Consider the following 18,385-nt stretch of genomic DNA (forward strand, 5'->3'; position numbering starts at 1 on the left):
GTCAATCCCCATCCAGTGAGTTGAATCCGGCGCTGATGCCGAGCGTCGGGCCAAGCTCGGTCGCGGCGATCTCGCGAATGTCGTTGATCGATTGCTGCAGCGCTTCGATGCGGACGCGACCTTGCGGTGTCGCAACACCGGCGAGGGCGGGGTCGTCCAGTGATTGAGCCCGGTCGATGGCCCGCGCGAAACCGGCATCCAGATCTGCAGCAATCTCGGGGTGGTCAAAGGACAGACGGGCGGCCAAGTCACGCAGGGCGATCAGAGACAGCGTGACATGATGCAACGACCGCTTGGACCGCCGCGCTTCAGCACGGTTCGGGCGCGGACGCTCGAACGTTCCTAAAGGGCGTCCAATGCGTGTGTCGGCTGTGAACTCTAGCCCCGTTGTAAGCGCCTTGAACAGCTCCTGCATCGCCTCATCGCCCGAGCGATAGGGGCTGTTGTCCCCCGGCTGCGTCAGTCGTGGTGCGTAGCTTTGCCAGTCCGCGTTGATCGCGACGGCATTTCGGTTGATATCAGTGGTGATGGCGCGGATAAGCGCGCAACGATAGTCGGCGCTTCCTTGTTCTGTCATCGCTGGATCAAAGAGCATTCGTTCCAATGCAAAAAAGCCGCGCCCGGCGATTGAGGTTTCGGCAAAGGCATCGGGGTCGTCGACGGCAGTGTCTTCACTGGCGATGTGTCGGGACAGGGTTTTGGGTGTGAATCCTTTGGTATCTGGCCAGAAAGCCAGTGCAAAAGCGCGATCGTCAGCCTCGGACGGCCCAAAACGTAAATGGCTGGCCGAAATCCAGCTATTGAATGCCGTGGCGTAATCAGCGCGCAGGTCGTCTGACTCCGGTTCGCAATCTGTTTGGGCTGTGGTCGACAAAGCACCGGTTGCGTCAGCCAGCTCTGCAAAGCGCGGTAGAATATGCGTTTCGGTCACATCCATCAAAATCGGAGCACGATCCTGAGCAAAGGCGCCCAAGGGCACTAGCAGGGCGGCGGCGAAAGTAAGGCTACGCATGGGTCAGAGGCTCCCAAGAAAGCGGATCAGAGCGTCGCGGTCGGCTTTTGGCATTGAAACTACCGTGTCACGGGCGGCCTGCGCCTCGCCACCGTGCCAAAGGATGGCTTCAAGCAGGGATCGCGCGCGACCATCGTGCAGGAATTGGGTGTGGCCCGAGACGCGCTGTGTCAGGCCGATGCCCCACAAAGGCGGCGTGCGCCATTCGCGGCCCGTTGCGCGGGCCTCGGGGCGGTTGTCGGCCAGACCCTCGCCCATGTCGTGCAACAGCAGGTCGGTATAGGGCCAGATAAGCTGGAAGCTCTGTTCGGGCCTATCGGGCATCCTGTGGGTGACATAAGCAGGCGTGTGGCAGGATGCGCAGCCCGAGGCAAGAAACACTTCTTTCCCGCGCAACACTTCAGGGTCATCGGTGTCTCGGCGCGCCGGAACACCGAGATTGCGGCTGTAGAAGGCGACGAGGTCCATGCCAATTGCGTCAATCTCGAATCCCCGCGCATCATTGTCTCCGTGCGGTGCATCAATGCAGTTGGCCTGCAATTCGGTGCAATCGCCGTACGGCGCGGGGTAAAGCGGACTTGATATGCCGATATCACCTGCGAAGGCCGCCGCCGATTGCTCCATCACCGTGGGCATCCCGGCCTTGTGACCAAAGCGGCCCATCATTGGTTCGCCGAATTCCGTCGACCATACGATGTTCGGACGGCCCGAGATACCATCGCCATCTTCGTCATCAGGATCGGCTTTGGCCAGCAAGTCCTCAACCGGAATTGATTCCAGCAACCCCAGTCCGATCATCTGCGGCGCAACTCGAGGGCTAAGCATCGCGTCCGGGTGCAGCGGGCCATAGCCTAAATCGGCGGCCTTATAGCTGGGGCGGCGGAGCGAGGCCGTTTCGCTGTCGGACAGCGCGACGGGGACTTCCTCATACGTGATGTCCAGCCGATATTCTGCGGGATGGCCTGCCAGAGCGAAATCCTGCAGTTGAGTGCCATAACTCGGATCAGGCAGGGTGGCGATATAGTCTTCGATCTCAGCAGGCGCGCCCTCTGGCTTGCCGGGAACCGAAACTCTCAGGAACATCGAGACGGCATTGTCATCCGGGCCGTTAGGCGTATGACCGCGCCCGTCCTTGATGTGACAGCGCTGACACGAGCGGGCGTTGTATAGCGGACCCAAACCGTCCAGAAGCCAGAGTGGACGACGGAGACGAGACCCAGATCTTTTTGAACAACCCGTTGCCGACTTTGAAGTCCAGCTCCTGTTCGAAGCTTAAATTGGCGGAGGGCTGAGAAAACGCGTCCGCATCAGTGCGCGCCCGCACGGTCGCAGCACCAGCGGACAGTTCTTCGAACCGTTGCGGCACACTGAAGTCGTCCGGCGTTGCTGTGACAGCGTCGATCCGGGCGCGTTCTTCGGCAGTTCTTGGAAGGAAATTTAGATGAGGGTCCCGCAGCTCGGTGGCTTGGGAAGAGGTGGCCGTGAGTGCGGCCACCGATGCAAGGGCAAGCTTACTCGCCTTCGTCCATCTTGGATGCGTTAAGTTGCGCATAATTGGCTTCGCCAATCCTTTCATAAAGGTCGAGCTGCGTTTCGAGGAAGTCGATATGTCCTTCTTCGTCGCTGATTAATTCTTCGAACAGGCCCATGGACACATAGTCGCTGGCCTCGCGGCAGTATTCCCGCGCTTCGACATAAAGCGCCCGCGCGTCTTGTTCGGCGGCTAGATCGCATTCCAGTGTTTCTTTCGGGGTCTGCCCGATGCGGAGTGGGTCAAGTTTCTGCAGGTTGGGGTGGCCTTCCAGAAAGATGATCCGCTCGATCAGCTTGTCTGCATGGCCCATTTCCTCGATGGATTCCTCACGGCTTTTCTTGGCCATATGGCCAAGCCCCCAATCCTCTTGCAGGCGGTAATGTAGCCAGTACTGGCTGACCGCCGTCAGTTCATGCCGCAGAGATTTGTTGAGGTATTCTATGACCTTGGGATCGCCCTTCATGTGCTTTCTCCTGTGATACTTCGGATCGCAATGACCGAAGCTGCATGGGGACTTTAAGATTATCGTCTGCGCGCATTGTGTCTAGGAAAAGCGGCATACATCCGCCGCAATCCGCTGACTTGCCAAGGGCATGATAGATCTTGCCGGGAGTGATGATGGTCTGTGGGTCTGCCGTGCGCATCCAATCGATCGCCGCTCGGATGTCGTGGTCAGAGATGTTGGTGCATTGGCAAACGATCATGGCGACTCAGTCGGGGTATGCTATTTCCTAGTGAAATAGTAAGTTATTGAGGGCGCGTCCAGTGCCAAGACGCCACACTCGATGTTGAGAAAGGCCGAGAGCACTAAAAATGCGCCCGGCCATGATACCTATTGGAATACCGCGTCAGGGTTATCCAAGCTGTCCGAGCCTTCAAAATCGATCTGGTCAAGCTCCAGCACGGTCACGATGCGTTCGATGGTCTTGGTTTGATCGACCAGTCCATTGACACCACCCATAATCAGCGCTTCGCCACCTTCATTGCCGCGTTCCAGCATCTGGTCATACGCAAAACCCGCTTCGGCGGTTGATTTGATACGGCCTAGCGCCAGCATGGTGTTGGCCAGCTTGGCTTTCATCTCTGTATCAAGCGTCGGATCGGCTGCGGTCACCAGATCCGATAGGGATGCACCCGAAACAGGCGTGCCATCGATGCGGGTATAGCTGCCCAAATACACATTCTGGATGCCCAAGCCGTCATAGTAATGGCTGTTGTGGGTGTTGTCTGAGAAGCAGTCCTGCTCTTCCTCGGGGTCGTTCAACATCAGGCCGAGGCGCATACGCTCACCCGCCTGCTCGCCGTAGGACAGCGAACCCATGCCGGTTAGGATCGCACTAACGCCAGCAGTTTCATTTGCGGCAAGAGCGGCACGTGCGTCACCATCTTCGGCCCACTGGCCAGTCATCCATTCCAGATCACTAATCAGCAGATCGGTTGCCGCTGTCAAATACTGGGCGCGGCGATCGCAGTTGCCACCTGTACAGCCGTCACCAACTAGATAATCGGTATATGGACGATTTCCTGCGCCCGTGCCGTGGCCGTTCAGGTCCTGACCCCACAGCAGGAATTCGATGGCGTGATAGCCGGTGGCGACGTTCGCCTCGATCCCGTCAGCCTCGTGCAGCGTATCCGACAACAGAGCAGGGGTGATTTCGCTGGCGTCGATGGTCTTACCAGACAGATCAAAGCTGGGGTTGGCGATGACGTTCAGCGCGGCAAACTCGTTCTCATCGCTGGGGCCGCCGTAGGAGGAATCCACATAATCTATCATGCCCTCGTCCAGAGGCCATGCGTTCACCTTGCCTTCCCAATCGTCGACGATGGCGTTTCCAAAGCGATAAACCTCGGTCTGCTGATACGGCACGCGCGCGGCGACCCATGCGGCACGTGCGGTGTTCAGAGTGGCATCGGATGGGCTAGCAATCAGGGCGTTGACGGCAGCTTGCAGATTCTTTGCTGCAATCAGACTGTCGTCATATTTGGCTTCGGCGATGTTGGAATATGTGGTCAGAACATCGGCTTTGGACGGGGCCTCGGCGACAGCTGTACTTGCGATACACAAGGTCAGGGCACTGGCCGCGTTGAACAATCTGGTCATGTGGAACACTTTTCTTTCTTAGCGGGATTCGGACCCCGGCAGGCACAGCGGGGCTGGATGCGGCAATTTCTTAGTGAAATAGTCAGCAATGTCAACCTGAGTTTTATTGTCAGGTATTATTCCTATTTCTGACTAACCATATCTGGGGAGCCCGATGCACCCGGCGAACATTGCGCTGAGGCGCAATTGTATTAAAATGCCCTACGGTTTGTTTGGTTAATGGTGAATAGAATGAAACGCGCGGCCGTTGTTCTTGCGCTAATACCAGCCGCGCTGATGGCGCAGGCAGAGACCGCCATCGAAGCGCATACTCATGGCGCGGGTCATATGGCAATTTCATTCGTTGAAACCGGATTTAGCCTGACGCTTGAAGTGCCAGGCGTAGATATTGTTGGGTTCGAGCACACTGCCGAGAACGAAGATGAGAGGGCGGATGTTGCCGTCGCAATCTCGGACCTTTCTAAACCGCTTGAGATCTTTGAGGTGCCGCCTGAAGCGGGGTGTGTGACTGCAACGGCCAATGTCGCGCTTGTTGGTGATGTCTTCGTTCAGGATGAGGGGCAAGTCAGCGATAATGCCGTGCATCACACCGAATTTCAGGCCGATTATCTGGTGCAGTGTCAGGAGCCGTCGTTAGTGAATTCAATCCAGTTCACCTATTTCGAACGGTTTGCGCGCGCCGAGCGCTTGTTTGTTGAGCTGACGTCATCCTCGGCCAAACAGAACCTTACGGTGGAACGCCAAACGCCACATTTGAAGATGCCAAACTGAACCGGCGTGTGCCCGCAGTAGCAAAGCTTGACGGTCAACCAGACTGATCCCGGACCAATGCGGCCTGCAACGCGCGGTAGGAATCCTTTGGCCTTCTTTCCAGCGTCTCAAAATCTACATCGACCAGCCCGAACCGTTTTTCATATCCCAGCGCCCACTCGTAATTGTCGAGAAGGGACCAGATGAAATATCCCTTGATCGGAACGCCGTGGTCCAGGGCCTTACACACTTCGGCAAGATGCTGGTTCAAGTAGTCAATTCTGTCAGCGTCGTTTTGACGTTCTGCGCTCGCCATGCCGTTTTCGGTCACGTAGATAGGCAGGTCCCCAGTATACTCTTGCGCGGTTCGGATCAGGAAACGGGACAGGGCTGCCGGATCAATTTCCCACCCCATTTGCGTTTTTAGCAAGGGGCCAGGGACGTCGGTCAAGGAAGGCCAAGGCGTTTCTGCGCGCGTTATCAACTTGCGCGTATAGTAATTGAGCCCACACCAATCGACCGGCGACGCGATTGTGTCGAAATCATCCTGCCACTTGTCCGGCAGATGCGGCTCCAATCCTTCCAGAACATTCTGAGGGTAGGATTTCTTAAATGCGCCGCCCAGGAAAAAGCGGTTGTAAATCCCGTCGTAAAGCGCCGCCGCAGTCTGTGCCTCATCGCTGTCGTCAGCAGGTTCCGCCCATTCAAGGTTGAACACTGCGCCAAGGTTCGACATGCCCAATCCACGCATGGCTTCGATTGCGCGACCATGGGCCAGCAGCACGTGGTGCATCGCGCGCGCGGTCGCCCGGATGTCGCGCAAGCCGGGGGCATGTTGGCCTTCGAAATGGCTCAGCCAGCTTACGCACCAAGGCTCATTGACAGGTGCGACGCTGAACATCCGATCGCCTATGCGGCCCATGATGATCTCGGTGAAGTCTGCAAACCAATTCGCGATATCCCGGTTTCGCCAACCGCCCAGATCGGCGAGCGGTGACGGGAGTTCCCAGTGATACAGCGTTGCGCAGGGTTTGATGCCGCGTTTAAGCAGCGCATCGGTCAGGCGATCATAGAAATCCAAGCCTTGCTGATTGATCGGTCCGCGCCCTTCGGGCAGCACGCGCGCCCAACTGGTTGAAAACCGGTAACAGTCGAAGCCGGCGCCCCGGATCAGATCCAGATCCTGTTCGAACCGGTTATAGTGATCGCAGGCCAAATCTCCGTTTTCCGCATTGGCGACGTTACCTGGAGTTGCAGCGAAACTGTCCCAATGGGTCTTGCCTGCGCCCCCATTGGCGTGTCCCTCGATCTGATAGGCCGACGTCGCCACGCCAAACTGAAAATCTGGCGGGAAATCTGCGCGTTTGTACTTCATATCACATCCTTTGTGGGGCTGGCCCCGTCGAGCTGCCGACGACAAGTTCAGCCTCCAACAAGCGCGTTTTGGGTGGGTCATCCGGAGCGTTGATCCGCTCGATCAGCATTTCGGCAGCCACCTCGCCCGCGTGTCTGACCGACGAGCGCGTTGCGGTGAAAATTGGAACATCCATACCATTGCGCATGTATGACAACTCGTCATCATGAGCGATCACCGAGATATCGCGCCCCATTTTCAGGCCGCTTTCTTCCAGTGCGCGCCGGACTCCAACCGCAGAGATAATCGAAGAGGCCAAAATTGCTGTTGGCGGGTCGTCGAGCTTCAGCATGTCGCAGGCTGTCTGATGCCCATAAATCTCGGTCATCTCAGCGCTACGCAGCAGGTTTGGATCAGGCGAGATCCCGGTTTCTTTGAGCGCCGCCAGATAGCCGTTCCTCCGCCGACGCGCGAAATCCATTTCCTCGAGCCCGTTGATCAAGGCGATGCGCCGATGGCCCAGATCGATCAAAAACCGAGTAGCGCGTTCGAATGAACGCTGATTGTTCACATCGATCCAATCATATGGCTCTTTGGCGTAGGTCGACCGGCCATGAACAATGAAGGGTACGCCGAGGCGCGATAATACCGAGATGCGCGGCTCTCGTACCTTGGGGCCTTGCAGGACCACGCCGTCTACGACGCCCCGATTGAACAGGCTGCGATAGGATTCTTCAATTGATGTGTCCGGCGCGTGCGTGAACATCATGTCATAATTGTTCGCCGCATAGGTTTTGGCTGCGCCTGCCACAAAATCTCCGAAAATCGGATTGACCATTTCGTGCCGGGACGAGGTGGGAATCACATGGCCGATGACCATAGACCGCCCTGTCGCCAGCCCCTTGGCGCGGCTGTTGGGGCGGTAACCATGCTTGTTCGCAGCAGCCTGAACCCGGATGCGCGTCCCTTCGCTGACCTCCGGGTAACCGTTCAGCGCGCGGCTGACGGTCGTTTGTGAAAGGCCGAGGATCTCAGAGAGTTGCTTTAGGTTCATTTCACTCAAAGCGCCTTCAAATTGATTCCCATTTGTTTTGTTGTGAAAACCTGGCTCAGTCAACATGTTTCGAGAGAATGCCTTAGAATGGCAGTTTTTTAGGGGTTTGTAGGCGAGATATTGACAGGGTCTGAATGTTAGCGGATAAAGTACGGCATCCAAAGCGCTTTGAAAACGAATCTCGTTTGCGCCGAAAATTTTGGGAGGAGAACTCATGAGACACGCACTTTATTCGGGTGCGGCGGCGATCGCTCTGCTGGCCGGGTCGGTACAAGCACAAGATTTGGTCTTCGCGCCGGGCGAGGGGCCGTTCAACTGGGACAGCTATAATGCCTGGGCCGAAAGCGCCCCGGATCTGAGCGGTCAGACGGTCACGATTTTTGGTCCGTGGCTGACCCCGGAAGACGGTTACTTCAACAACATGATTGCCTATTTCGAAGAGGCGACTGGCGCAGATGTGATCTATACCGGTTCCGACAGTTTCGAGCAGCAGATCGTTATCGATGCCGAGGCAGGATCAGCCCCCAATATCGCGGTCTTCCCGCAGCCAGGACTGGCGGCGATCATGGCATCCAAAGGGCAGCTGACACCGCTGGGTGAAGATATGGCGGCCTGGGTTGGTGACAATTATGCGGCTGGCGATTCCTGGGTTGATCTTGGCACTTACAAAGACGCCGACGGCAATGACCAGATGTATGGCTTCTTCTACAATGTGAACGTCAAGTCTCTGGTCTGGTATAACCCGGAAAACTTCGAGGATGCCGGATACGAAGTGCCGACGAGCATGGAAGAACTGAAGGCCCTGACCGAGCAGATCGTCGCCGATGGCGAAACCCCGTGGTGCATTGGCCTAGGATCGGGTGCCGCCACCGGTTGGCCCGCGACCGACTGGGTTGAAGACATGATGCTGCGGACTCAGCCGCCCGAGGTTTACGACCAGTGGGTGACAAACGAGATTCCGTTTGATGATCCGCGCGTTATCGCCGCAATCGAAGAGTTTGGCTGGTTCGCGCGTGATGACGCCAAGGTCTCGGGTGGGTCAGATGCTGTCGCCTCGACTGACTTCCGCGACAGCCCCAAAGGCATGTTCTCATCGCCGCCCCAGTGCTACATGCACCGTCAAGCGTCCTTTGTTCCGGCCTTCTTCCCCGAAGATGTCGAGTTCGGCCTGGATGCAGATTTCTTTTACATGCCGTCTTTCGCAGACAAGGACTTGGGTAACCCGGTTCTGGGTGGCGGTACTCTGATGGCGGTAAGCAATCCATCGGACGCGACCAGCGCGTTCATGGAGTTCCTCAAGCAGCCGATTGCACATGAAGTCATGATGGCACAAACCGGATTCCTGACCCCGCATAAGGGCGTGAACACCGAAGCCTATAAGGATGATACTCTGCGCGGTCTGGGTGACATTCTACTGGGCGCGACCACCTTCCGCTTCGACGGCTCGGACCTAATGCCGGGCGCCGTGGGTGCGGGTACGTTCTGGACCGGCATGGTTGACTATACTGGCGGGAAATCCGCCGAAGAAGTCACCGGCGAAATCCAGTCATCTTGGGACGCAATCAAGTAATCCGCTGAACCTTCGGGCAACCTTTCAATCAGGTTGCCCGAAACCCTAGCAAGGGAGAGGACGCCATGAATCCGGCAATTCAGGGCCTGCTGACAATCGTAATCGGTGTGTCGGGATGCGTGGGCTATTTCTACCTGTCCAACCAATTTCTGGATAAAGTCCTGTTCCCTGCGCGTGGACCGAACACGGGTCGCAATATCAACCGCGCGAATATGATCCGGCCCTGGCTGTTTCTGCTTCCCGCGATCCTCGCCCTTGGGGTCTATCTTGCCTATCCGGTGTTTGAGACGCTGCGCCTGTCTCTGACTGATCGCGTAGCCGGAGGCGGATATGAATGGGCGGGTTTTGACAACTATACCCAGATGGTAGCCGAGCCGAAATTCTGGGAGGCGATGCGCAACAACATGCTTTGGCTGATTGTTGTACCTGCCATGTCCACCGCATTTGGCCTGCTCGTGGCGCAGCTGACGGATCGCATCCGCTGGGGTAACGTCGCCAAGTCGTTGATCTTTATGCCGATGGCGATTTCTTTCGTTGGCGCCTCGGTAATCTGGAAACTGGTCTATGATGCGCGTCCGGCCGATCAGGATCAGATCGGCGTCCTGAACGCGATCTACATCTTCTTTGGTGGAACCGAAACGCACACTTGGCTGACCCTGCCTTTCTGGAACAATTTCTTCCTGATGATCGTTCTGGTCTGGATACAAACTGGCTTTGCCATGGTCATTCTGTCCGCCGCGCTGCGCGGCATCCCGGAAGAGACCATCGAGGCCGCCATTCTGGACGGGGCCAATCCGTTCCAGATTTTCTTCAAGATCAAAGTGCCGCAGATCAAAACCACGATCATGGTGGTCTGGACCACCATCACCATCGTGGTCCTCAAGGTCTTTGACATCGTTTTTGCGATGACCAACGGCCAGTGGGAGACGCAGGTTCTGGCCAATTACATGTACGACAAGATGTTCCGCGCCAATGACTGGGGCGTGGGATCGGCATCCGCCATGGTGATCATGTTGCTGGTGACGCCGATCCTGATCTGGAACGTGCGCAATGCGCGCAAAGAAATGCAGTAGGAGGACGGGGTTATGAGCGATATTGCAGGAACCCGCCCAGCCCTTAGATGGGTCGTTCACGCCTCGGTTGTGCTGCTTGTGGTGCTTTGGGTTTTCCCAACACTCGGTTTGTTGATCTCGTCATTCAGAACGGCGGACCAGATTTCCAGCAGCGGCTGGTGGCGGGCGCTCTTCCCGTCGGAACAGAACCTGACTCTGCGCGCGGCTGCGCCGGAAACGCAGGTTCTGCAGGATGGTCTCTATGTGATCGAAGGCAATATCTTCGATGGTGATCGGGCCTCGGACATTTCGCGATGGGGTGTGAATTCCCGTGCGATTGATGCCTTTGCTCCGGGCGAAACGGCTGAGCTTCGTCGTGGCGGGACGATCACGGTTCAGGCCAACGGTGACTATCGGATGGAAAACGCCGAAGAGTTTTCGGGCAAGCGCGGCCCTCGCGTGTTTGTGACGACTACTCTGCCGCCTGAATTCACCTTGGAAAACTATGCCCATGTTCTGTTCAACGAAAGCAGTTCCGACAGTATGGGCAAGGCGTTCTTCAATACCCTGACGGTGACGATCCCGGCGACGATTATCCCGATTCTTGTCGCAGCATTTGCGGCTTACGCGCTGGCATGGATGGATTTCCCGGGGCGTGCCCTGCTGATCGCTGCGGTGGTTGGCCTATTGGTGGTGCCATTGCAGCTGGCGCTGATCCCGTTGCTGAAACTGCATCTCAATATCGGGATCGGCAAAGGATACCTGGGGGTCTGGATGGCCCATACCGGGTTCGGGATGCCATTGGCGATCTACCTATTGCGTAACTACATGGCCGGGCTGCCTCGTGACCTGATTGAGAACGCCCGGGTAGATGGCGCAACCGAGTTTCAGATTTTTACTAAACTGATCCTGCCGCTTAGCTTTCCGGCACTGGCATCCTTTGCGATCTTCCAGTTCCTTTGGACATGGAACGATCTGCTGGTTGCCAAAGTCTTCCTGATCGATGCCAGCGGTCAGACAACGGTAATGACCAACCGTATCGTCGAGCTGCTGGGTACGCGGGGCGGTAACTGGGAAATCTTGGCCACGGCGGCGTTTGTCTCAATCGCGGTGCCGTTGGCAGTCTTCTTTGCAATGCAGAAATATCTGGTTCGCGGCTTGCTGGCCGGTTCCGTAAAATAAGGGCGTGTGATGAACGTGCAGACCAACGCGACAGCATTCGAAAAAACCAAGTCGGCGTCAGACTGGTGGCGGGGCGGGGTGATCTATCAGATCTATCCGCGCAGCTTTCAGGACAGCAACGGCGACGGGATCGGAGATCTGAAGGGCATCACCCAGCGGCTTGGCTATATCGCCTCGCTGGGGGTTGATGCGATCTGGATTTCGCCGTTCTTCAAATCTCCGATGAAGGATTTCGGTTATGATGTCAGCGACTATCGCGATGTCGATCCGATGTTCGGCACCATGGGAGATTTCAAAGAGCTGCTGGATCAAGCCCATGCGCATGGGTTGAAGGTGATGATCGATCTGGTGCTATCCCACACCTCAGATCAGCATCCATGGTTCAACGAAAGCCGCGCCAGCCGCGAGAACCCGAAATCCGATTGGTATGTCTGGGCTGATCCCAAACCCGACGGGACACCTCCGAATAACTGGTTATCGATTTTTGGTGGTTCGGCTTGGCAGTGGGATGCGCGGCGTTTGCAGTATTATCTGCACAACTTCCTGACTTCGCAGCCAGATTTGAACTTCCATTGCAAGGATGTCCAGGATGCCCTGCTGGATGTGGCGCGCTTCTGGCTGGAACTGGGGGTCGACGGCTTCCGTCTGGATACCATCAATTTCTATTTCCACGACGCCCAGCTACGTGACAATCCTGGTCTGCCGATGGATCAAAGGAACTCTTCAATTGCGCCGATGGTGAACCCGTATAACCATCAGGATCACCTCTATTCCAAAAGTCAGCCCGAGAATATCGCCTTCTTAGAACGGCTGCGCGCCCTGACTGACGAATACGAGGGCCGCGCCTGTCTGGGTGAGGTCGGCGACGCGCAGCGCGGGCTTGAGATTATGGGCGAATACACCAGCGGCGATAAACGGATGCACATGTGTTATGCTTTCGAGTTCCTCGAAAAGCGGGCTTTGACGGCAGCTTACGCAAAGCAGGTTTTTGACCAGCTTGAGGACAAGGCGGGTGATGCATGGCCATGCTGGGCCTTCTCAAACCACGACGTGCAACGCCATGCTTCGCGTTGGGGTTTGGACGATGCAGCTGTCCGGCAGCACGCCGTTCTGATGATGTGCCTGCGTGGCTCAGCCTGCCTGTATCAGGGTGAGGAACTGGGGCTACCCGAGGCAGATGTTGCGTTCGAAGATTTGCAAGACCCCTATGGTATTGAATTCTGGCCGGAATTCAAAGGTCGCGATGGCTGCCGTACTCCGATGGTCTGGGCCGCACAGGACGAACAATCCGGGTTCAGCACGAGCCGTCCCTGGTTGCCAGTCAGCGCTGCGCAGGCCGAGCGGGCGGTGGATCGGTTGGAAAAAGATCCAGCGTCGATGCTGCACCACTACCGCCATGCGATTGCATTGCGTCATGCGCACTCAGCGCTGATGTCCGGCGCGCAGACAGGGATGTCACAAATCGGTTCGGTATTGACCTTCACCCGAGAGGATGAAGCCGAGCAGGTCTTCTGCGCCTTCAATCTGGGTGACTGTCCGGTTGGCGTGACCCTGCCAGAAGGTGACTGGCAAGTGATCGGGGAGGAGTTGGGCGGCGTTCGCGGGGAAAGCAACTTGACGCTGGATGCCGCTCAATTCTGTCTATTGGCTCGGGAAAAGAGGTAAACCATGTCGGAACTCAAGCTTACGGATGTGGCCAAATCCTATGGTCCTGTCGATGTTCTGAAACATATCGATCTCGAGATCGAGCAAGGCGAACTGATTGTCTTTGTCGGCCCATCAGGTTGCGGAAAATCCACTTTGCTGAGGATGATCGCGGGCCTTGAAAAGATCACTGGCGGTACGCTTGAGATCGAAGGGCAGGTGGTGAACGATGTGCCACCTGCGCAACGCGGCATCGCGATGGTGTTCCAGTCCTATGCGCTTTACCCGCATATGACGGTGCGCGAAAACATGGCTTTCGCACTCAAGATTGCCAAGTTGCCCAGTGCTGAGGTTGATGCCGCCGTGGAGCGCGCGGCCCAGATTCTACAGCTCGAACCCCTGCTGGATCGCCTGCCCAAGGCATTGTCTGGTGGACAACGCCAGCGCGTTGCCATCGGTCGTGCCATCGTGCGCGACCCCAAAGTATATTTGTTCGACGAGCCGCTTTCGAACCTCGACGCTGCCCTGCGCGTGGCGACGCGGATCGAGATCGCACGCCTGAAAGAGGCGATGCCCGACAGCACGATGATTTACGTCACCCACGATCAGGTCGAGGCGATGACACTCGCCAGCCGCATTGTGGTTTTGGCTAACAAGGGGATCGCGCAGGTCGGCACTCCGCTGGAACTCTACGAGACGCCAGATAACGAGTTTGTTGCGCAGTTCATCGGCTCACCAGCAATGAACCTGCTGCCCGGGACTATTACCGCGACAGGAGAGACAACGACTGTGACGCTGGATGATGGCGGCGTGGCAATCTCATCGATCCCGACGGATGCCGCTGACGAAGGCAAAAAGGTCAATATCGGTGTCCGGCCTGAGGACTTAAATATCACTGATGGAACACCAATTTATTCCGGCTTGGTGGATTTCACCGAAGCTTTGGGTGAGGTCACGCTGCTTTACTTTGCAGTCCCGGATGGACGGGAAGCCGTGATTGCAAAACTACCTGGTGTTCAGCGCAATCTGCGAGGAAAAACCGTCTCGGTCACGGCGGCACCCGAAAAGGTGCATCTGTTCCACAACGGTCAGTCGATGAGGCGCTAGTCGAGCTTCGCAAGGAAGGTGGAAACTTTTTCCAGCCCTTCGCGAATGATCGACGGAGTATTGGCGTAACCGATCCGAACACAGCCTTCGAGACCCAAGGCAGAGCCCGGCGTGAACATCACGCCGGTTTCCTGCAGCAGTTTCACGCAGAACTCGCGCGAGGGCATGTCGAAGTTGTAGTGCAACAGCGCGGTTGTTCCGGCCTTGGGTTTGACCCAACTGATTTTGGGCTCGCTTTCGACCCATTCTTCCAGCATGGCGAGGTTGCCGCGCGTTATGGCGTGGCTGCGCGCCAGAACCTTGTCGTTGTTTTCCAGCGCAAGCGCGGCGAAATGGTCGTCGATCATGCCGACCGAGATCGTGTCATAGTCCCGATGGATCGAAACCGCTTCGATCAGTTCTGGGTTGGCCGCAATCCAACCCAGTCGCAGCCCTGCCAGCGAAAACGCCTTGGACATGCCCGCGGTTGAAATGCCTTTCTCATAAAGATCTGCAACCGCATCCGTCATGCCCGAACCTTCTTGCCCTGTACCGCGATAGACTTCATCACACAGCAACCATGCTCCAGCGGAGCGTGCGATTTCGACGATCTCAAGCAGGAACGCGCGATCCATCACCGCACCGGTTGGGTTGTTGGGGTTGTTGATGGCAATCAGTTTGGTGCCCGGAGTTACGGCGGCGCGCAGCTCCTCAAGATCGGGCAAATAAGCGTTCTCGGCCCGTAGATGGATCTGCGTCACCTCCGCGCCGATGCTGGCCGGGATGGAATAGTGTTGCTGATAGGTGGGCACGACGGCCACCACCTTGTCGCCGCGCTCGACCAGCGTTTTGTGGACCAGCATGTTGGCACCGATGGTGCCATGGGTGACGATGACATTCTCACGCTTTTGCTGGTCATATAGGCTACAAATCGCATCGCGCAGCCGGTCCGAGCCCCGGATCGCGCCATAGGTCATTTTCATCCCCAGCAATTCAGACAGATCATCCGAGTTTTTGCCGGAAAGCTTCAAAAGCTCGGCGATACTCAGGCTCTCGACGCAAGTCTCTGCAAGGTTATAGGCGCAGCGGGTTTCCCATTCATCCATCCAGATTTCGACGCCAAAGGGTTCGATCTTCATCGCGCTATCCTGTTCGACTAAGCCATCGCGCATCGTTCCCATGGCGAAGCGGCAAGGTCAACCTCGGCAGATGACCGTTATCGAACTTGCACAAGAGGCGTGTATCGTTACCGGTAGATCGCCACAGGATCACCCAACGCATCTTCATCTGGGTGAACGCCAAGGCCCGGTGTTTCGGGTAGATGCAGGTGGCCATCCACGTTTCTCGGCCCACGCCCACCGGCGATATCGACGGTGATCATGTCCTGACAGGCCCAGACAGCATGACAATTCGCATCCGGAATTGTCGCCGCCAGATGCAGCGCTTCGGTATCCGCCAGCACAGAACCACCGGTTGCCATTACAAACATGTCAATCCCATGCGCCAGCGCGACATCGCGCATTCGGGCCGCTTTGGTCAGCCCGCCGACCCGATTGAGCTTGATGCCGAATATTTCGGCAATGCCATCGCGGGCTATGCGCGTCGCGTCCTGAAGGGTAACAAGGCTTTCATCAACCGAAACAGGCGAAGCATGTTTGCCTGAGATCGCGGCAATGTCATCCAGTGTTTCGCAAGGCTGTTCGATCATGACATTGAGGTCTTCGACCGCACTCATCACGCGTAATGCTTGCTGCCGCGACCAGCCGCGATTGACGTCATAGAGGACGATGTCTTCGGGATTGCGCAGGCTTTCCATGTCACGGATTCGGGCGATATCACGGGCCACATCGCCGCCGATTTTGACGGAATGGGCGATATAGCCGCGCTGCCGGTATCGTTCGATGACGGCGCGGGTTTCTTCGATTGTCTTGGCTCCTACGGAGGATGCGATTGGGCGCGGCGTACGCGACCCTCCCCCATCAGATCAGCAATCGGAAGACCAGCAACCTGACCGGCTATGTCCCAGCACGCCATGTCAATCGGGCTTTTGGCGTAGAGATGCCCGGGTAAGGCCTGATCCATCGCGCGTTCAACATCCAGAACTCGCCGCGGGTCGAGGCCAAGAACAAACGGTGCCATCGTCTCGATCCCGGCCCGTATGCCGGGGCCGTGGGCGGGTACATAGGTATGCCCCCAGGGCGTACCTTCGCCCCAACCAACAAGCCCTTTGTCGGTTTCAATCTTGACCAGAGTCGCATCCAGCTTCTCAAACTTCAATCGCCCGCCTGACAGCCAGTATGGATGCTCCAATGGCAGGTCGATTTGAAAGACAGAAATCCCGGTAATTTTCATTTTGGTTTCACCTCGACGCAGTATGTCATGCGGCATCCATCCGAGGTAGATCATCCATTCCATCGCCCCGCCACAAGACAAAGGTTAGGATTGAATGATCGCTTGTAGTCATGGCGTGACTTTGCCAACTTTCATGCTGGCGGGTCTGGCCCGGCCCGACAAGCTGTGCATACCCTTCAACCTTAAAACAGGCTTTTCCAGCGAGCGTCAGGTATAGCTCTTCAGCCTGATGGCTGTGCCAGTCATACTGCAGACCTGCGCCCCAATAGGCGACATAACCGCGTAGTTGGGTCGAATGGAAATGCCCGCTGGGTCCGAACAATTCGTAATACCCGTATCGGGACAAGAAATCCGCACCGACCTCGGATTCGGAATAGGTCAGTTTCCAGTGCGCCTGCTCAGCAGTTGCTGCAATGGCCGTAACCAATGCCTGTGTTTCGGGCGTACCGCTCAGACCAAATTTGCTGACAAGCCGGGTTGCCGGAATCTGTGCGGGCTGTAAGTCCGTTCTGGATAAATCTGTTGGCCAACCCCCAAAACCCGCCAAATCCGGGTGGTTCTGATGCAATCGCCTGGCAGCCAATAAAACATCATCCAACGTCATGGGATCACCACGATGTTTCCGGTGTGTTTCTTCGCGATGAAGGCGGTTTGTGCCTCATGCAATTGGCTTAGAGGGTAGGTTGCGGCCAGGGCCGGTTTTACTTCGCCCGCTTCGATATAACGTACAAGATTTTGCATTACTTCGGGGTCGATGACGGTCGAGCCTGTAAAGGTCAGATCGCGCAAGTAGAACGTCCGCAAATCGAACTCGACCATAGGGCCCGCGATGGCGCCCGAGCAGGTATAGCGTCCGCCGCGTTCAAGAATGCTGATAAGCTGCGGCCAGTATGACCCGCCCACCACGTCGGCAACGACCGTGATCTTTTCGTCTCCCAACGATTTGCGCAAATCATCGGGGGCGCGGGACAGGATGACATCTGGACCCAAGAGGGCCACGTCGTCGTGCTTAGCCTCCGACGCCATCGCGATGACCCGCGCATTTCGGCGCTTGGCCAGTTGAACCAGAGCGCCACCGACGCCGCCAGATGCGCCCGGAACAAGAACAGTGTCAGCCGCGGTGACCTTGGCGCGGGTCAGCATGCCTTCGGCGGTTGAGTAGGAACAGGAGAAGGTTGCCAGCTCAGCATCCGAAAGTGTTGATTGGATGGCTATCGCATTGACAGCCGGGATCGTTGTGTATTCGGCAAAGCCGCCATCTCGCTCTGATCCGAAGTAGCCGGTTTTGTCCTTGTTCACCGGATCGGTCGGATCGCGCAACCAGCAATCGGTTATCACACGCTCGCCCAAGCGGTTTGGATCCACGCCGTCTCCAACTCCAACGATCTGCCCACAGACATCCGCCCCTTGAATGCGCGGAAAGGCCAGTGGCGCTCCGCCCCAGGTTGGGTCATCAGTGCCGACCTCTTCAAACGCGCCACCGGTGGTCGCATCGCTGACTGTTTTAGAATACCAGCCGGACCTAGTGTTTACGTCGGTATTGTTCAGGCCACAGGCACCAACCTTGATCAGAACTTCGCCCGGTTTGGGAGTGGGGCAGGTCCAGTTTTCGTGCCAGACCATCTTATCCAGATCACCGTGCCCCATGGTGACCATCGCCTTCATTGTCTCGGATTGGGCCATGCGGCAAACTC

17 protein-coding genes and 1 pseudogene are annotated in these 18,385 nt (G+C 56.9%); 6 read left to right on the plus strand and 12 right to left on the minus strand.

The window, feature by feature from the left end; translation table 11 throughout:
* Position 1: 1 nt before the first annotated feature.
* From AC1DFB_RS00800 to AC1DFB_RS00820, 5 genes and pseudogenes are all read right to left on the minus strand, one after another.
* Complete coding sequence (locus AC1DFB_RS00800) at positions 2-1,012, minus strand: imelysin family protein (RefSeq protein ID WP_480762206.1); 1,011 nt, start codon at positions 1,010-1,012, stop codon at positions 2-4.
* 3 nt (positions 1,013-1,015) lie between these two features.
* Positions 1,016-2,564 (minus strand): annotated as a pseudogene (locus AC1DFB_RS00805) (di-heme oxidoreductase family protein).
* The gene (gene bfr / locus AC1DFB_RS00810) at positions 2,524-3,009 is read right to left on the minus strand and encodes a bacterioferritin (protein WP_170402188.1); all 486 of its coding nucleotides are present in this window, start codon (positions 3,007-3,009) and stop codon (positions 2,524-2,526) included. Before bfr ends, AC1DFB_RS00805 begins: the two are co-directional and overlap by 41 nt.
* Positions 2,957-3,250, minus strand: coding sequence for a (2Fe-2S)-binding protein (locus AC1DFB_RS00815; RefSeq protein ID WP_170609694.1), 294 nt, complete (start codon positions 3,248-3,250; stop codon positions 2,957-2,959). Before AC1DFB_RS00815 ends, bfr begins: the two co-directional genes overlap by 53 nt.
* A gap of 128 nt (positions 3,251-3,378) precedes the next feature.
* Complete coding sequence (locus AC1DFB_RS00820) at positions 3,379-4,647, minus strand: imelysin family protein (protein WP_480921910.1); 1,269 nt, start codon at positions 4,645-4,647, stop codon at positions 3,379-3,381.
* Positions 4,648-4,878: 231 nt separating this feature from the next.
* On the opposite strand from AC1DFB_RS00820, the gene AC1DFB_RS00825 reads away from it, so the two are divergent.
* The gene (locus AC1DFB_RS00825; RefSeq protein WP_170802074.1) at positions 4,879-5,418 is read left to right on the plus strand and encodes a ZrgA family zinc uptake protein; all 540 of its coding nucleotides are present in this window, start codon (positions 4,879-4,881) and stop codon (positions 5,416-5,418) included.
* A gap of 34 nt (positions 5,419-5,452) precedes the next feature.
* Here AC1DFB_RS00825 and AC1DFB_RS00830 read toward each other — a convergent pair whose 3' ends face one another.
* A complete protein-coding gene (locus AC1DFB_RS00830) occupies positions 5,453-6,772 on the minus strand; it encodes a GH1 family beta-glucosidase (RefSeq protein WP_480921911.1) in 1,320 nt (439 codons plus the stop codon).
* A gap of 1 nt (position 6,773) precedes the next feature.
* Positions 6,774-7,805, minus strand: coding sequence for a substrate-binding domain-containing protein (locus AC1DFB_RS00835; RefSeq protein ID WP_170392561.1), 1,032 nt, complete (start codon positions 7,803-7,805; stop codon positions 6,774-6,776).
* A 214-nt stretch (positions 7,806-8,019) separates the two neighbouring features.
* On the opposite strand from AC1DFB_RS00835, the gene AC1DFB_RS00840 reads away from it, so the two are divergent.
* The 5 genes from AC1DFB_RS00840 to AC1DFB_RS00860 all read left to right on the plus strand — a co-directional run bounded on the left by AC1DFB_RS00840 (position 8,020) and on the right by AC1DFB_RS00860 (position 14,360).
* The gene (locus tag AC1DFB_RS00840) at positions 8,020-9,375 is read left to right on the plus strand and encodes an ABC transporter substrate-binding protein (protein WP_170512843.1); all 1,356 of its coding nucleotides are present in this window, start codon (positions 8,020-8,022) and stop codon (positions 9,373-9,375) included.
* A gap of 65 nt (positions 9,376-9,440) precedes the next feature.
* The gene (locus AC1DFB_RS00845; protein WP_480921912.1) at positions 9,441-10,448 is read left to right on the plus strand and encodes a carbohydrate ABC transporter permease; all 1,008 of its coding nucleotides are present in this window, start codon (positions 9,441-9,443) and stop codon (positions 10,446-10,448) included.
* A gap of 12 nt (positions 10,449-10,460) precedes the next feature.
* Positions 10,461-11,609, plus strand: coding sequence for a carbohydrate ABC transporter permease (locus tag AC1DFB_RS00850; protein ID WP_170392558.1), 1,149 nt, complete (start codon positions 10,461-10,463; stop codon positions 11,607-11,609).
* Between the two features lie 9 nt (positions 11,610-11,618).
* A complete protein-coding gene (locus tag AC1DFB_RS00855; RefSeq protein ID WP_480921913.1) occupies positions 11,619-13,274 on the plus strand; it encodes an alpha-glucosidase in 1,656 nt (551 codons plus the stop codon).
* 3 nt (positions 13,275-13,277) lie between these two features.
* The gene (locus AC1DFB_RS00860; protein ID WP_170735743.1) at positions 13,278-14,360 is read left to right on the plus strand and encodes a sn-glycerol-3-phosphate ABC transporter ATP-binding protein UgpC; all 1,083 of its coding nucleotides are present in this window, start codon (positions 13,278-13,280) and stop codon (positions 14,358-14,360) included.
* On the opposite strand, the gene AC1DFB_RS00865 is transcribed toward AC1DFB_RS00860, so the two are convergent.
* The 5 genes from AC1DFB_RS00865 to AC1DFB_RS00885 all read right to left on the minus strand — a co-directional run bounded on the left by AC1DFB_RS00865 (position 14,357) and on the right by AC1DFB_RS00885 (position 18,374).
* Positions 14,357-15,478: an aminotransferase gene (locus AC1DFB_RS00865; RefSeq protein ID WP_480763245.1), complete on the minus strand. Its 1,122-nt coding sequence runs from the start codon at positions 15,476-15,478 to the stop codon at positions 14,357-14,359. The two genes, AC1DFB_RS00860 and AC1DFB_RS00865, sit on opposite strands and share 4 nt — an antisense overlap.
* Positions 15,479-15,585: 107 nt before the next feature.
* The gene (locus AC1DFB_RS00870; protein WP_480922632.1) at positions 15,586-16,290 is read right to left on the minus strand and encodes a mandelate racemase/muconate lactonizing enzyme family protein; all 705 of its coding nucleotides are present in this window, start codon (positions 16,288-16,290) and stop codon (positions 15,586-15,588) included.
* Entirely contained in the window at positions 16,275-16,691 is a 417-nt protein-coding gene (locus tag AC1DFB_RS00875) for a hypothetical protein (RefSeq protein ID WP_480921914.1), read from the minus strand. Before AC1DFB_RS00875 ends, AC1DFB_RS00870 begins: the two co-directional genes overlap by 16 nt.
* 25 nt (positions 16,692-16,716) lie before the next feature.
* A complete protein-coding gene (locus tag AC1DFB_RS00880; RefSeq protein ID WP_480921915.1) occupies positions 16,717-17,295 on the minus strand; it encodes a dimethylsulfonioproprionate lyase family protein in 579 nt (192 codons plus the stop codon).
* Entirely contained in the window at positions 17,292-18,374 is a 1,083-nt protein-coding gene (locus AC1DFB_RS00885; RefSeq protein ID WP_480921916.1) for an alcohol dehydrogenase family protein, read from the minus strand. The genes AC1DFB_RS00880 and AC1DFB_RS00885 overlap by 4 nt, the downstream gene beginning before the upstream one ends.
* Positions 18,375-18,385: the final 11 nt, after the last annotated feature.

Source organism: Ruegeria sp. S84 (assembly GCF_056583445.1).

Bases quoted from the DNA above. Each gene is read 5' to 3' on its own strand.
- AC1DFB_RS00800 (WP_480762206.1), bottom strand. From the start codon at position 1,012: ATGCGTAGCCTTACTTTCGCCGCCGCCCTGCTAGTGCCCTTGGGCGCC.
- AC1DFB_RS00850 (WP_170392558.1), top strand. From the start codon at position 10,461: ATGAGCGATATTGCAGGAACCCGCCCAGCCCTTAGATGGGTCGTTCAC.
- AC1DFB_RS00880 (WP_480921915.1), bottom strand. From the start codon at position 17,295: ATGACGTTGGATGATGTTTTATTGGCTGCCAGGCGATTGCATCAGAAC.
- AC1DFB_RS00840 (WP_170512843.1), top strand. From the start codon at position 8,020: ATGAGACACGCACTTTATTCGGGTGCGGCGGCGATCGCTCTGCTGGCC.
- AC1DFB_RS00860 (WP_170735743.1), top strand. From the start codon at position 13,278: ATGTCGGAACTCAAGCTTACGGATGTGGCCAAATCCTATGGTCCTGTC.
- AC1DFB_RS00830 (WP_480921911.1), bottom strand. From the start codon at position 6,772: ATGAAGTACAAACGCGCAGATTTCCCGCCAGATTTTCAGTTTGGCGTG.
- AC1DFB_RS00885 (WP_480921916.1), bottom strand. From the start codon at position 18,374: ATGGCCCAATCCGAGACAATGAAGGCGATGGTCACCATGGGGCACGGT.
- AC1DFB_RS00820 (WP_480921910.1), bottom strand. From the start codon at position 4,647: ATGACCAGATTGTTCAACGCGGCCAGTGCCCTGACCTTGTGTATCGCA.
- AC1DFB_RS00835 (WP_170392561.1), bottom strand. From the start codon at position 7,805: ATGAACCTAAAGCAACTCTCTGAGATCCTCGGCCTTTCACAAACGACC.
- AC1DFB_RS00845 (WP_480921912.1), top strand. From the start codon at position 9,441: ATGAATCCGGCAATTCAGGGCCTGCTGACAATCGTAATCGGTGTGTCG.
- AC1DFB_RS00815 (WP_170609694.1), bottom strand. From the start codon at position 3,250: ATGATCGTTTGCCAATGCACCAACATCTCTGACCACGACATCCGAGCG.
- AC1DFB_RS00825 (WP_170802074.1), top strand. From the start codon at position 4,879: ATGAAACGCGCGGCCGTTGTTCTTGCGCTAATACCAGCCGCGCTGATG.
- AC1DFB_RS00865 (WP_480763245.1), bottom strand. From the start codon at position 15,478: ATGAAGATCGAACCCTTTGGCGTCGAAATCTGGATGGATGAATGGGAA.
- AC1DFB_RS00875 (WP_480921914.1), bottom strand. From the start codon at position 16,691: ATGAAAATTACCGGGATTTCTGTCTTTCAAATCGACCTGCCATTGGAG.
- bfr (WP_170402188.1), bottom strand. From the start codon at position 3,009: ATGAAGGGCGATCCCAAGGTCATAGAATACCTCAACAAATCTCTGCGG.
- AC1DFB_RS00855 (WP_480921913.1), top strand. From the start codon at position 11,619: ATGAACGTGCAGACCAACGCGACAGCATTCGAAAAAACCAAGTCGGCG.